Below are 13,911 nucleotides of genomic sequence, written 5' to 3'. Positions count from 1 at the left end.
AAATGTCTTGGCAAATGAAGAGAAAAAAGATGAAAATTTAGATATAGAAGATAAAGAAATTGACGAAGAAGATTATATAGAGGCTGAAATCGTAGATGACGAAGAAGATAGTAAGGCTTCTGAAACAGCAGAAGTAAATGAATATCAAGAAAGATATCAAAGACTTCTAGCTGATTTTGAAAACTATAAGAAAAGAGAAGAAGCTAGCAAGGCTGACTTTAAGAAGTTCGCCCAAAGCTCACTTATAGAAAAACTTCTACCTGTAATAGACAATCTCGATAGGGCCTTGGCAAAGGCAGACGAAGACGATGCTTTCGTTGAAGGTGTTATCATGACTAGGAAGGAACTGATGAAAGTCTTAGAAAACGAAGGTCTTGAAGAAATTGCCTCTGATGGCTGTGAGTTTGATCACAATATCCATCAAGCAGTTCTTGCCGAGGAAAACGACGAAGTAGAAGAAAATCATATCATAGAAACATTCCAAAAAGGATATAAACTAAACGGCAGAGTCCTTAGACCAGCTATGGTTAAGGTAAGCAAATAGGAGGAAAATATGGCTAAAATTATAGGAATTGACTTAGGTACAACAAACTCAGCAGTAGCTGTAATGGAAGGTGGAACATCTACTATAATTCCAAACAGCGAAGGAAATAGAACAACCCCATCAATCGTAGCTTTCTCAAAAGATGGAGAAAGACTTGTAGGTGAAACAGCTAAAAGACAAGCAATCACAAACCCAGACAGAACTATAGCATCTGTTAAAAGAGAAATGGGAACTGATTGGAAGACACCAGAAATCGATGGAAAAACATATACACCAGAAGAAATCTCAGCAATGATTCTTCAAAAACTAAAATCAGATGCTGAAAACTATCTAAATGATACAGTAACAAACGCAGTAATCACAGTACCTGCTTACTTTACAGATGCACAAAGACAAGCAACAAAGGATGCTGGACAAATCGCAGGTCTTAAGGTAGACAGAATCATAAACGAGCCAACAGCAGCAGCCCTTGCTTATGGTATGGATAAGGAAACTGACCAATCTAAGATTATGGTATACGACCTCGGTGGTGGTACATTCGACGTATCAATCCTTGAAGTAGGAGATGGAGTATTTGAAGTACTTTCAACAAGAGGTAACAACAAACTTGGTGGAGATGACTTCGACAATGCCCTAGTAGACTATCTTGCAAGCGAATTTAAGAAAGAATCTGGAGTTGATTTAACAAAAGACCTTACAGCTATGCAAAGACTAAAAGATGCAGCAGAAAAGGCTAAGAAGGAACTTTCATCAACAGTATCAACAACAGTTTCACTACCATTTATAACAGCAGTAGATGGCCAACCAGTTCACTTAGAGCAAACTGTATCAAGAGCTAAGTTTGATGAGCTAACAAAACACCTAGTAGAAGCGACAAGAAAACCAGTGGAAGATGCCCTCAAGGATGCAGGACTTAGCCACAATGACATTGAAAAGGTCCTACTAGTTGGTGGTTCTACAAGAGTTCCAGCAGTTCAAGAACTTGTTAAAAACCTAATCGGAAGAGAACCACAAAGAGATATAAACCCAGACGAATGTGTTGCCTTAGGTGCAGCTATCCAAGGTGGTGTATTAAGTGGTGAAGTAAAAGACCTACTCCTACTTGACGTAACACCTCTATCACTAGGAATCGAAACTCTAGGTGGAGTTGCTACAAAACTAATCGAAAGAAATACAACCATCCCAACAAAGAAATCACAAGTATTTACAACAGCTGCAGATGGTCAAACAGAAGTTGACATCCACGTAGTTCAAGGTGAACGTGAAATGGCAGCAGACAACACAACACTTGGTAGATTCCAACTAACAGGTATACCAGCAGCAAGACGTGGAGTTCCACAAATCGAAGTGACATTCGACATAGATGCTAACGGTATAGTAAATGTTACTGCCAAAGACCAAGGTTCAGGAAAAGAACAAAAGATTACAATCACATCTTCATCCAACCTATCTGAGGAAGAAATAGATAGAAAAGTAAAAGAAGCTGAACAATTCGCTGAAGAAGATAAGAAGAAAAAAGAAGGTATAGACGCTAAAAACAACGCAGAAAACCTAGTATACCAAGCAAGAAAAACAATGGAAGATGCTAAACTTGAAGGTAGCGAAAAAGAAGAGATGGAAGCTGAAATCAACAAGCTTGAAGAAGCTATCAAGGCAGATGACATCGACGATATCAAGGCTAAAACAGAAGCCTTGACTCAAAAAATCTACTCAATGAGTGAAGCTATGTATAAGGCAAACGAAGCAAACGGTGAAGCTCAAGGCGGAAATGCTGACGAAGATGTAGTAGATGCTGATTACGAAGTAATCGATGATGACGAAGAATAATTCACGATTGCAAGTAATTATCAAAAGAGTATAATTAAAGAAAAATAATAGAGGGGATGTTGCAGAATGAATAATCGTCCCGAATATTAGAAGAAGCTTGAAAGAGTAAGTCTTAAGCCTATGATTTTACAGGCTAATAGACCTACTTTTTCAGAAGCTTCTAATGATGGACGATAGGATTCATATTTGCAGCAGCTCCTTTTTTAGTGGATGGAGGATAAATGAGAGACCCTTATGAAGTGCTTGGGGTGGAAAAAACCGCAGGCCAAAGTGAAATAAAAAGAGAATATAGAAAACTTGCCAAGAAATACCATCCAGACCTAAACCCAGATAACGAAGAGGCAGCCGAAAAGTTTAAGGAAGCAACACTTGCCTATGAAATCCTCTCTGATGAAGAGAAAAGAAGTCAGTATGATAGGTTTGGATCAAGCGCCTTCGAGGGTGGCCAAGGTGGATTTTCTGGATTTTCTCAAGGTGGATTTGAAGATATATTTGGAGACTTATTTGGTGATTTATTCGGTGGAGGCTTCTCAAATGCGAGATCTGCCAATAGACCAATCAAGGGAGCTGATATCCAACAAGTAGTAAAGCTAACTTTCCAAGAATCGGCCTTTGGTGTAAGCAAAGAGATCCAAGTAAGGCATGAAGTAGCCTGCCATGTGTGCCATGGAGAAAAAAGCGAGGATCCAAGCAAGGTCCACACTTGCGATAAGTGTAATGGTAGGGGAGTTGTTAACCAAGTTAGTCAAACAGCTTTCGGTACCATGTCAAGGACTGTTACCTGCGATAAATGTGGAGGAGATGGCCAAGTTATAGAAGAACCTTGCAAGAACTGTAAGGGAACCGGCAAGGAATTTAAGTCTGAAAAGGTCAAGGTGGATATTCCTGCAGGAGTAGAAGATAACAACATTATAAGAGTATCTGGCAAGGGCCATGTAGGTGAAAATGGAGGTCCTTATGGAGACCTTTACCTAGTGCTTAAGGTAGCTGAGCATGAAATATTTAAAAGAGATGGACTAGATATCTACTATGAGATGCCTATAAGCTTTACCACTGCAGCTCTTGGAGGAGAAATCCAGATCCCTACCCTTAAATCAACCAAAAGCTACGAAATTCCAGCAGGAACTCAAACAGGTACAAAGTTTAAATTAAAGGGCGAAGGAATCCATGATAAGAGAAGAGGAAGAAATGGTAATCTCTACTTCTTTGTCAAGGTCATAACTCCTAAAAAGCTAAATAAGGAGCAAAGAAAGGCCCTAGAAGCCTATGCCAATGTTAGCGGAGAAGAGGTTAAGGAAGAGAAATCCTTCTTTGATAAGTTAAAGGACTTTTTTGATTAATGAAAAACACATTCAACATAATAACCCTAGGTTGTAAGGTTAACCAGTATGAATCTGAAGCAGTAGAAGAAATCTTTCAAGCTAAGGGCTATGAAAAAAAACAAAATAATGCAGATATCTATGTAATAAACACCTGCACCGTTACAAATATGAGTGACAGGAAGTCTAGACAGATGATATCAAGGGCTAGAAGAGATAATCCAGAAGCAGTAATTGCCGTAATGGGCTGCTATTCTCAAGTAAAACCAGAGGAAGTGGCAGCAATCGAGGGAGTTGATGTAGTCTTAGGATCAAGAAATAAGGAAGAAGTAGTTGATCTTTGCGAAAATGTCCTACAAAATAAAAAGGTAATCGATAAGGTCCTATCCTTTAGCGAGACAAAAACTATTGAAGAGCTTGAGATATCTAACCAAGAGGCCATGACCCGTGCCTACATGAAAATCCAAGATGGCTGCAATATGTACTGTTCTTACTGCCTAATACCTTATGCTAGAGGTAATATTGCAAGTAGGGATATGGACTCAATCAAGAAAGAAGCAAAAAGACTTGCCCAAAATGGCTACAAGGAAATAGTCCTTACTGGAATCCACGTTGCAAGCTACGGCAAGGATTTAAGAAATGGAACAAGCCTAATAGATGTCATAGAAGAAGTCTCAAAGACAGATGGAATTGAGAGAATTAGGCTATCTTCTATGGAGCCAAGGCATATTACAAGAGATTTCCTAGAAAGAATGAAGGCGACAGAAAAGGCTTGCGATCACTTCCACTTATCCCTTCAATCAGGTTCAGATGAGATCTTAAAGGCGATGAATAGGAAGTATGACACTAAAATCTTTAAGGAAAAGGTTGATCTAATAAGAGAAGTCTTCCCTAATGCAGGACTTACCACAGATATAATAGTAGGATTTCCAACAGAAACAGAAAAAAACCACGAAGAAACAAAAGATTTTGTCAAAGAAATCAAATTTGCCAAGACCCATCTATTTAAATATTCAAAAAGAGATGGAACAAAGGCTGCTTCTATGAAGCCAGAAGTAAATGGCAATATTAAAAAAGAAAGACTCAAAGAATTGGAAGCAATAGAGGAAGTAAACAGATTAAATTTCCTCAAAAATCAGATAGGAAAGACCTTGTCTGTCTTATTTGAAAGTAAGTCCGATATGGAAGGATATAAGTCAGGATATTCTACAAATTATCTTAGGGTAAATGTCAAAGATGATATAGGAGATAATGAAATTAGGGATGTCCTAATCACTGAAATAAAAAACGACGAATTGATAGGAATTTTATCTTAAATTCATAAAAAAATTGGGATTTAGTCTTTACCTTGGGCCCAATTTATGGTATTATATATAGCAATGGGGGTGAAGTATGGATTGTGTATTTTGTAAGATTATAAACAAGGAAATTCCTTCAGATATAATCTATGAAGATAGTGATGTTATTGCATTTAACGATTTAGATCCACAAGCACCTATCCATTTTCTTGTAATACCAAAAAAGCACATTCAAAGCATAGCTACATTAGATGAAGCTGATAGCCAAATCATAAGCCATGTCTTTGCTAGTATCAAAAAGATAGCTAGCGAGAAAGGCCTTGATGAAAACGGCTATAGAGTAGTGACTAATGTTGGTGAAGATGGGGGACAAAGCGTGCCTCATTTGCATTTCCATGTACTTGGAGGCAGAGGATTTAAGTGGCCACCAGGTTGATGAAAACTAGTGCGAATACGAGAGGGGGGATAGAAGATGACAGAGATCAGAGTTGGAGAAAACGAATCAATCGATAGTGCAATCAAAAGATTCAAAAGACAATGCGCAAGATCCGGTGTACTTTCTGAATACAGAAGAAGAGAACACTACGAAAAACCAAGCGTTATAAGAAAAAAGAAAAATGACGCTGCTAAGAGAAAAAACAGAAAAAACAGATAATAATTTAAGAAGCTTCGGCTTCTTTTTTTATTGTGCTATTAGAAAACCTTTCTTTACGAAGCCCCTATTATTGTTTAGAGGGAAAAAGCAGATGGATTCTTAAATTTAAAAATTATCACATGGAAAACATTTGAAAATACAAGTTTTCCAAAAATATTACATAAAAATTCAAAAAAGTCTTGACAAAACTTCTACAATAGCTTATACTTATATTAAGTTAATAATAAATTTGATCTTCAGGGCGGGGTGCAAGTCTCCACCGGCAGTAAAGTCTGCGAGCGTAAGCCGAATCGGTGAAATTCCGATACCGACAGTATAGTCTGGATGAAAGAAGAGTTTTTCTATGCTTATTTTGCATACTTATAAATTCGAAGTCCCTGAAAGGGGACTTTTTTAGTCTCCAAAAGGAGAAGAAATGAATTATGATAACTTAATGAGAGAATGTTTCGACTTAGCCCGTAAGGGGGCAGGAAAAGTTTTGACAAATCCTATGGTTGGAGCAATTCTTATTAAAAATGGAGAGATAATAGCTAAGGGCTATCACAAAAGCAATACCTGCGACCATGCAGAAATCGATTGCTTTAATAATCTTAAGGAAAGCGCAGAAGGAGCTACTCTGATAGTAAATCTCGAGCCTTGTTCCCATTTTGGCAAGCATCCTCCCTGTGTCGATGAAGTCATAAAAAGGAAAGTTAAAAGGGTTGTTATCGCAAATCTTGATACCAATCCCAAGGTAGATGGTCTTAGCAAATTAAAGGAAGCCGGAATTGAGGTCATTACTGGAGTCCTAGAGGATGAAGGAAGAAAATTAAATGAAAAGTTTTTCTTCAATATGGAAAATAATAGACCTCTAGTAGCTTTAAAATATGCTCAAAGCCTGGATGGGAAAATCGCTACAGCTTCCTTTGATTCTAAGTGGATTACTAATGAAGAATCTAGAGCCTATGTTCACAAACTAAGGAGCGAATATGACGCAATCCTAGTTGGAGCTAACACCCTAAGGCAGGATAATCCAAGGCTTACTTCAAGGATTGAAGGGGGAGTTAACCCTTATAGAATTATCCTTTCTGATAAGCTTGATATTGATAAAGACAGAGAAGTCTTTAGGGAAAATGCTGATAAGAAAACTTATATCGCCACAATTTCTGATAAAGATATAGATATAAATGCAGAAATTATAAGATGTAAGGAAAAAGACGGCAGGGTTGATCTTAAAGACTTGCTTGATAAGTTATACGAGAGAAATATCGGATCAGTTCTTGTAGAAGGAGGGTCTATCATAAATAACTCTTTCCTAGAAGAAGACCTAGTAGACAAAATCTATCAATTTATGGCTCCAATAATAGTATCGGGCCTTGATTCAAGGTCTGCTTTTATAGGAGAAGGGGCCAAGGTCATAAAAGATGCCAAGAGATTTTCCATAGATGATATCAAAAGATTTGGTACTGATGTAATGTTTGAGGTAAATAATGTTTACAGGAATAGCTGAAGAATTGGGCCTAGTTAAGGAATTTAAGCAAAAATCCGATACAGTCGAGATTAAAATTTCTTGCAAAAAAGTCCTAGAAGATACAAAGCTAGGAGATTCGATAATGACTGACGGAGTATGTCTTACAGTTACGGAAATGACAGATTCCTACTACAAGGCCGATATCATGAATGAATCTCTTAAGAAAACTAAGTTTGATAGAAGTCTTTTGGGAAAGGAAGTCAATCTCGAAAGAGCCCTAAGATTTTCTGATAGACTAGACGGTCACATAGTCCAAGGCCATGTGGATGGAGTAGGAAGACTTATATCGATTAATAAAAACGTCTATAGATTTAAAACTACGAGAGATATCGGTAAATACATCGTAAACAAGGGATCAATTGCCATTGATGGCATATCTCTTACAGTATCTTACGAACAAGACGATATATTCGAAGTCTCTCTCATACCAGAGACCCTATCTAGAACGAATCTTAAAAATAGAAGGGTCGGAGACTTAGTGAATCTAGAAACGGATATCCTATCAAGGATAGTTGAAAAGTTAAATAGAAGCGAAAAAAAGGAGGATAGAGACTCAATATTGGGTCTATTATAAATGAATAGAGTTAAAGAAGCCTTAGAAGCACTTAAAAGAAATGAAATAATCTTAGTCACAGATGATGAAGATAGGGAAAATGAAGGTGATATGATTTGCGCCGGAGAAAATGTCACAGGAGAGATGATAAACATCATGGCAACCTATGCCAAGGGCCTTATATGTACTCCTATTGGTAAGGAAGTAGCCAGTAGACTTTCTCTAAACCCTATGGTTGTCCAAAACACTGACAATCACGAAACAGCCTTTACTGTTTCAGTAGATCACGTAAATACAACTACAGGCATATCCGCCTTTGAGAGAGCGGAAACTATTAGAGCTCTTGCAGCAGAAGATTCTAAAGCGAGTGATTTTAGAAGACCAGGCCATGTATTTCCCCTAGTTGCCAAGGACGGAGGAGTTCTTGAAAGGGACGGTCATACAGAAGCAACAGTTGATCTATTAAGACTAGCAGGTCTTAAGGAAGTAGGACTTTGCTGTGAAATTATGGCAGACGATGGTCATATGATGAGAGGAGATGACCTCCTAAAACTTGCTGAGAAACTAAATCTTAAGGTGACAACAGTTAGTGAGATTAAGGAGTATAGGAAGAGTCTAGAAGTAGATGTAATATCAACCAATCCTGTTAATCTTCCTAGTGAATACGGTAGCTTCAAGGCTTATGGATTCCTTGATAGGAAAACTGGTAAAGAGCATATAGCAATTACCAAGGGAGATATCAAAAAAAGCGGAGTCCTAACAAGAATCCATTCAGAATGCCTAACAGGAGACGTCTTAGGTTCAAGAAGATGCGATTGTGGTAGCCAGCTTCACAAGGCCCTAAGAAATATAGAAGAAAATGGCGAAGGTGTTATCCTTTACCTAAGACAAGAGGGAAGAGGCATAGGACTCTTTAACAAGCTTAAGGCCTACGAGCTCCAAGAACACGGCTACGATACAGTAGATGCCAATCTTAAACTAGGATTTCCTGAAGATATGAGAGACTATAAGATCGCTTCAGAAATGCTAGATAGACTTGGGGTAAAATCAGTTAAGCTTATGACAAATAACCCTGATAAGATAAATCAATTAGAAGATTATGGAATAAAAGTAGAGTCTAGATGTCCTATAGAGATAAAATCAAACGAAACAGATAGGAAATATCTAGAAATAAAAGCTTTGAGAATGGGTCACGAACTAGAAGAATTTAAGGAGATATAAAATGCGTGAGTTTAGTGCTAATTTAATTTCAAATGACAAAAAATATGCGGTTTTGGTTGCGAGATTCAACCACTTTGTAACAGATAGGCTAGTTGAGGGTTGTCTTGATACCCTAAAAAGACACGACACAAAGGAAGAAAATATCGACCTAATTAGGGTTCCAGGAGCCTTTGAGATTCCTTTAGTTGCCAAGAAACTTGCCAAAAAGGACGAATACGATGCAGTAATCTGCCTTGGAGCAGTTATACGTGGAGATACACCTCACTTTGACTATGTTTGTGCAGAAGTATCTAAGGGAGTCGCCAATGTAAGCCTTGATAGTGATAAGCCTGTAATATTTGGTGTAATTACAGCAGATACAATCGATCAAGCCCTTCAAAGATCTGGTGTTAAGGCTGGTAATAAGGGAAGTGAAGCAGCTCTTGCAGCAATCGAGATGGCAAATCTAATGGATATCTTATGATAGTCATCTTTGACTTCGATGGGACCATCCACAAGACCGAATTAGTCTACAAGGAAGCTCTCTACACAACCTTAAGAGAGCTTGGGATCGACCCAAAAAGTGTTGACTACAAGAAATATATAGGCATGAGTCCAAAGGCCTGCTGGGATGATATCCTAAAGGATGACTCAAACAAGGATCATCTGATAGAGCTAAATGGCAAAAGAATTAGAGAAAACTTATCAAAAACTGGGGCACTTTACGAAAATTCTTATAAAACTCTTAACTATCTAAAAGGAAAATACGACTTATACATCCTAAGTAAGTGCCTAAGAGCCTATATGGATGAGGCGAGAAGAGTCTATAAGCTAGACGATTACTTCTCCAAATATCTAGTAGGTGAGGACTTTGATTTTATAGATAAGTATAAGATCCTAAGGGAAAATGTCAAAAGCGATTATATCATGGTAGGAGATAGGTACGAGGATATAATGGCAGGATACGAGAATAAGCAAAAAACTATCTTTGCAAGCTACGGTTATGGAAAAGCCCATGAAGGCGAGAAAGCTACCTATAAGATTAATTCGATAGAAGAGCTTATGGATATTTTATAATTTAAAGGGGCTGTTGCAAAAATATGAATAATCATCCTACCATCGTTAGAAGGTTCTCTTAGGAAATTTTACCTCCCATGGCCGGTGGGCCAATCGGCGCCTGCCGGCTGATGGAGACTATTAGCCCGTCGGCTTAGTGAGACTTTCCGTGGAGGTTCTTCTAACGATAATGGTACGATTTATTCATTCTGCAACAGCCCCTAATTTATATTTGATTTACCGCTGATTTCTTCTATTTTCATTTTATAACAAGCAGTAATATCTCCATTCATTTTAACTGCCATTTTTATATAGTCATCTAGATCTGGATAGAATTTTTTACATATAAGGGTAAGGGCCAGGTCTCTTTCTTTTTTATCTTCTATTAGAGAACAAGTCCCTTCTACTATTGCCGATTCGTATTTTAAGGTAAAAAGCTTAGCGAGTTTTTTTGGCTCTTTCATAATCTCCTCATGGCTAATTGGATCGGGCAAGTAATTATCTCCTACAAAGACTATCCTTACACGTTTTTCCTTGTCTAAGAGACTGTTTTTTTCTCCGATTTTTGCTCCGTGAAAGTAAAGATAATCTCCCTTACGGGCGAAGGTAAGGGGAATGGAGTAGGCACTTTCACCTATAGTCATTACACCAAAGCTTACTTTATCAATTATTTCCAGGGCGAAATTTTTATCTTTTTCTCTATCTTTTCTTCTCATTTACTTAGCTCCAAAACATAGTCATAGATTTCGTTCTTGCCAAGCTTTGAATTTTTCTTTATTTCCTTTACGATTTCCTTGGTTCGTTTGCCTTCGGATATAGATTTTAGTATTTCATTCTTGTAGGATTCGACAGATTCTTCCTCCCTTTCTCCTCCTTCAAGGATTAGGACAAACTCTCCCTTCAGGGTTACATCCTCTATATTTATATCTCCTATAGGACTTTGCCTATATTCTTCGAATTTTTTAGTAAGTTCTCTTGCGATAGCAAGTCTCCTCTTAGGGAAAAGATTCTTAAAATCAGCTAGGGTATTTGCGAAATTATGGGGAGTATCTAGGATGATAGATGTCTTCTCCTCGTTTTTAAGCTTTTCGTAAAGTACTTTCTTATCCGAAGACTTCTTAGGTATAAAGCCATAATAGGAAAACTTGTCGTTATCTAGGCCAGATCCAACTAGGGCTGTGATTATAGCACTTGCTCCTGGAAGGATAGTGTAGGTAATTTCTTCTTCAATACATTTTTTGATGAGGATGTGGCCGGGATCAGAAATGCCTGGCATGCCCTGGTCGGTAATTACAGCGTAGGTCTTTCCCCTTCTGATCTCTTCTATGATATCCATAGACTTTGAGGATTCATTAAACTTATGATAAGAAGTGAGGGGTTTATCTATCTCGTAGTAATTTAAAAGCTTTCTAGATTCTCTAGTATCTTCACAAGCTATCACATCAACTTCCTTAAGGACATTGATGGCCCTAATAGTCATATCCTCCAGGTTTCCAATTGGTGTAGGGACAAAATATATTTGATAATCCATAAGACCTCCTTAATCCAAATCATTTATTTCTTTCATCTCTTTTGAGTAACTTTTTCCTTCATATATTACCAAAGGATCTTCTATCTTTAGCCCATCTCTTGCATTTTTTACAAATTCTACTAGGATAAACTGGGGCTTTTCGTAGACCCTTGATTCTACAAATCGGACCCTCTTAGGCTTGATATTGCCCGACTTATTGAAAATCTCAACCATTCTTTCCGGTTTATGAATCATAAATAGCTTGCCCTTATCCTTGAGGGTCTTGTTGGCAAAGGCGAAGATATCTTCAAGCTTCAAGTATTTTTCCTGCCTAGATATAAGAAATTCCTCTTCCTTATTTCCTATATTGTCGGTGATTTTATAGTAGGGTGGGTTGGTAATTATATAATCGAGAGAATTTTCCTTAAAATCAATATTATTTAGGTCGTCGTTGATAATCTCGATATTTTCTATATTATTTAAGGCTATATTTTCTCTTAAAAGATCTGCCTTAGCCTTTTGGATCTCAACTGCGTAGACCTTCTTTAGCTTATAGAGGGAGTTTGTAAGAAAAGAAAGGACACCAGAGCCTGCTCCTATATCAAGGGCTGTTCTACCTTTCTTCATTTTAGCGAAATCTCCCAGTATTATGGAGTCCACTCCAAAAGAGTAAGACCCATCGACATGTATCATTTTTATATTTGTTCTTGGTAGGTAATCTAATTTCTTCATACTTTAATTATAGCAAATAAAAAGGGATTGTTGCAAAACTATGAATAATCATCGTACCATCGTTAGAAGGTTCTCTTAGGGAATTTTCAGCGGTGCCTGCCGGCTGATGGAGGCAAAATTGCCGTGGAGGTTCTTCTAACGATAACGGTACGATTTATTCATTCTACAACAGCCCTCTAGTGACTAGGCTGTGTGGATTGACTTTGGCTCTAGGTATTCCATTAGGCCAAATCTTCCACCTTCTCTACCGACTCCAGATTGCTTGTAGCCTCCAAATGGGAGCTCTGAGCTTCCTCCGAAGGAGTTGACATAGACATCTCCAGCCTTTATTTCATAGGCTATATACATGGCTTCTTTCTCATTGCCGAAAACTGCTGAAGATAGGCCAAAGTCTACTGCATTAGCGACCTCGATTGCTTCCTCCTTGTCCTTAACCTTAATTATAGATAGAACTGGTCCAAAGATTTCTTCATCGTGGATTTTCATGCCTGGCTTAACATCAGTAAATATTGCAGGTTTTACATAATAACCCACTTCACTTTCACTAGGAACTTCTCCTCTTATAAGCTTGGCACCTTCTTTGATACCTTCTTCGATGTAGAATTTAACTTTGTCAAATTGTTTCTTACTTGAAAGTGTTCCTACAACAGTGGCCTCATCCTCTGGATTTCCAACTGGGTAATTATCATATTGCCTTAGAAATTCTTCTAGGACTTCTTCGTAGATATCTTCGGTGATGATTGCTCTGGATAGGCAAGAGCAGGTTTGTCCTACATTTAGATAGACCCTGTCGAGGACTTGCTTGACACCGTCTTCCTTATTGCATCCTTTGACGAAAACTCCAGGAGACTTGCCACCAAGCTCTAGGACAACTTTCTTAGATGTATCCATAGCGTTTTTGGCAGAAGCTGATCCACCGGCAAGGCTTCCTGTGTAGGATATCATAGCTACATTAGGATTTGTATTTAATATATCTCCAACTTCGGCGCCAGATCCTGTTATAAGATTGAAGACTCCCTTAGGAAGACCTATCTCATCAAAGGCCTTGGCGACGAAATAAGCTGTAAGAGGAGTATCTGAGGCTGGTTTTTCTACTACAGGGCAAGCCATTAGTATTGCAGGAATTACCTTCATTATGATTTGGCCTAGAGGATAGTTCCAAGGGGTAAGGCTTGCTACAACTCCGATTGGCTCCATCCTTACGAAGCCTCCATTCATTTCAATCTTGTAATCTATTAATCTCGCTTGGTCGATAAAGGTATCTATCCTTTTGATTTGCTTATCGAACTGACCAGGCTTAGAAATTTTTATAGGAACTCCAAGCTCCTTAAGGATTGTATCCATTATTTCTCCCTCATGAGCTACTAGCCAGTCTCTAAATTTTTCTATATAAGAAATCCTCTCCTCAAGGCTAGTTTTTGAAAATTCCTTAAAGGCTTCATAGGCAGCCTCACATGCTTGATTTATCTCGTTAGTAGTCGCCTTAGGCACTTTTCCTATTATCTCTCCTGTGGCAGGATTTTCTACTTCAATCCATTTGTTGGATTTACTTTCTATATATTCTCCATTTATATATAATTTTTCATTATTTAAATTTTTAAAATTCATCTAAGCCTCCTTATATAATAACTACCCAAATTTTTTCTTATTTATTGAAAGGGTATAATATTTAGGAAGAATTTACTCAAAGTAGACAAAGGAGACATA

At 37.9% G+C, this 13,911-nt stretch carries 15 protein-coding genes and 1 riboswitch; of the genes, 11 read left to right on the top strand and 4 right to left on the bottom strand.

Annotation, left to right across the window (positions count from 1 at the left end; translation table 11 throughout):
- Window positions 1-7 precede the first annotated feature (7 nt).
- The 11 genes from grpE to APRE_RS05895 all read left to right on the top strand — a co-directional run bounded on the left by grpE (window position 8) and on the right by APRE_RS05895 (window position 9,983).
- Window positions 8-544 carry a nucleotide exchange factor GrpE gene (grpE, locus tag APRE_RS05945; RefSeq protein ID WP_015778094.1) on the top strand — a complete coding sequence of 179 codons (537 nt, stop codon included), beginning with the start codon at window positions 8-10 and terminating at the stop codon, window positions 542-544.
- A 9-nt stretch (window positions 545-553) separates the two neighbouring features.
- Window positions 554-2,371, top strand: a complete 1,818-nt coding sequence (dnaK, locus tag APRE_RS05940) for a molecular chaperone DnaK (RefSeq protein WP_015778093.1) — start codon at window positions 554-556, stop codon at window positions 2,369-2,371.
- A 221-nt stretch (window positions 2,372-2,592) separates the two neighbouring features.
- Complete coding sequence (gene dnaJ / locus APRE_RS05935) at window positions 2,593-3,711, top strand: molecular chaperone DnaJ (RefSeq protein ID WP_015778092.1); 1,119 nt, start codon at window positions 2,593-2,595, stop codon at window positions 3,709-3,711.
- Window positions 3,711-5,006, top strand: coding sequence for a tRNA (N(6)-L-threonylcarbamoyladenosine(37)-C(2))-methylthiotransferase MtaB (gene mtaB, locus APRE_RS05930; protein ID WP_015778091.1), 1,296 nt, complete (start codon window positions 3,711-3,713; stop codon window positions 5,004-5,006). Before dnaJ ends, mtaB begins: the two co-directional genes overlap by 1 nt.
- 76 nt (window positions 5,007-5,082) lie before the next feature.
- Entirely contained in the window at window positions 5,083-5,424 is a 342-nt protein-coding gene (locus tag APRE_RS05925; RefSeq protein WP_015778090.1) for a histidine triad nucleotide-binding protein, read from the top strand.
- 36 nt (window positions 5,425-5,460) lie between these two features.
- Window positions 5,461-5,643: a 30S ribosomal protein S21 gene (gene rpsU, locus APRE_RS05920; RefSeq protein WP_015778089.1), complete on the top strand. Its 183-nt coding sequence runs from the start codon at window positions 5,461-5,463 to the stop codon at window positions 5,641-5,643.
- 228 nt (window positions 5,644-5,871) lie between these two features.
- Window positions 5,872-5,983, top strand: a riboswitch (FMN riboswitch).
- Window positions 5,984-6,058: 75 nt separating this feature from the next.
- Complete coding sequence (ribD, locus tag APRE_RS05915) at window positions 6,059-7,132, top strand: bifunctional diaminohydroxyphosphoribosylaminopyrimidine deaminase/5-amino-6-(5-phosphoribosylamino)uracil reductase RibD (protein ID WP_015778088.1); 1,074 nt, start codon at window positions 6,059-6,061, stop codon at window positions 7,130-7,132.
- On the top strand, window positions 7,113-7,727 hold the full coding sequence (locus APRE_RS05910; protein WP_015778087.1) for a riboflavin synthase: 615 nt from the start codon (window positions 7,113-7,115) through the stop codon (window positions 7,725-7,727). Before ribD ends, APRE_RS05910 begins: the two co-directional genes overlap by 20 nt.
- A complete protein-coding gene (locus tag APRE_RS05905) occupies window positions 7,728-8,927 on the top strand; it encodes a bifunctional 3,4-dihydroxy-2-butanone-4-phosphate synthase/GTP cyclohydrolase II (RefSeq protein WP_015778086.1) in 1,200 nt (399 codons plus the stop codon). It abuts the gene before it with no gap.
- 1 nt (window position 8,928) lies between these two features.
- Window positions 8,929-9,390 (top strand): 6,7-dimethyl-8-ribityllumazine synthase, encoded by a 462-nt coding sequence (gene ribH, locus APRE_RS05900; protein ID WP_015778085.1) that lies wholly within the window; start codon window positions 8,929-8,931, stop codon window positions 9,388-9,390.
- Window positions 9,387-9,983 carry an HAD family hydrolase gene (locus APRE_RS05895; protein ID WP_015778084.1) on the top strand — a complete coding sequence of 199 codons (597 nt, stop codon included), beginning with the start codon at window positions 9,387-9,389 and terminating at the stop codon, window positions 9,981-9,983. Before ribH ends, APRE_RS05895 begins: the two co-directional genes overlap by 4 nt.
- A gap of 200 nt (window positions 9,984-10,183) precedes the next feature.
- Here the strand turns inward: APRE_RS05895 and APRE_RS05890 are convergent, their stop codons facing one another.
- The 4 genes from APRE_RS05890 to APRE_RS05875 all read right to left on the bottom strand — a co-directional run bounded on the left by APRE_RS05890 (window position 10,184) and on the right by APRE_RS05875 (window position 13,812).
- Complete coding sequence (locus APRE_RS05890) at window positions 10,184-10,678, bottom strand: pyridoxamine 5'-phosphate oxidase family protein (RefSeq protein WP_015778083.1); 495 nt, start codon at window positions 10,676-10,678, stop codon at window positions 10,184-10,186.
- Window positions 10,675-11,493 carry a 16S rRNA (cytidine(1402)-2'-O)-methyltransferase gene (gene rsmI / locus APRE_RS05885; RefSeq protein ID WP_015778082.1) on the bottom strand — a complete coding sequence of 273 codons (819 nt, stop codon included), beginning with the start codon at window positions 11,491-11,493 and terminating at the stop codon, window positions 10,675-10,677. Before rsmI ends, APRE_RS05890 begins: the two co-directional genes overlap by 4 nt.
- 9 nt (window positions 11,494-11,502) lie before the next feature.
- The gene (locus APRE_RS05880) at window positions 11,503-12,204 is read right to left on the bottom strand and encodes a tRNA1(Val) (adenine(37)-N6)-methyltransferase (RefSeq protein WP_015778081.1); all 702 of its coding nucleotides are present in this window, start codon (window positions 12,202-12,204) and stop codon (window positions 11,503-11,505) included.
- A 183-nt stretch (window positions 12,205-12,387) separates the two neighbouring features.
- Entirely contained in the window at window positions 12,388-13,812 is a 1,425-nt protein-coding gene (locus APRE_RS05875; RefSeq protein ID WP_015778080.1) for an aldehyde dehydrogenase family protein, read from the bottom strand.
- Window positions 13,813-13,911 lie beyond the last annotated feature (99 nt).

Origin of the sequence: Anaerococcus prevotii DSM 20548 (genome assembly GCF_000024105.1) — a bacterium.
Lineage (GTDB): Bacteria > Bacillota > Clostridia > Tissierellales > Peptoniphilaceae > Anaerococcus > Anaerococcus prevotii.
The sequence above is the reverse complement of the archived record's forward strand: the minus strand, read 5'-3'. Positions and strand labels throughout refer to the sequence as shown.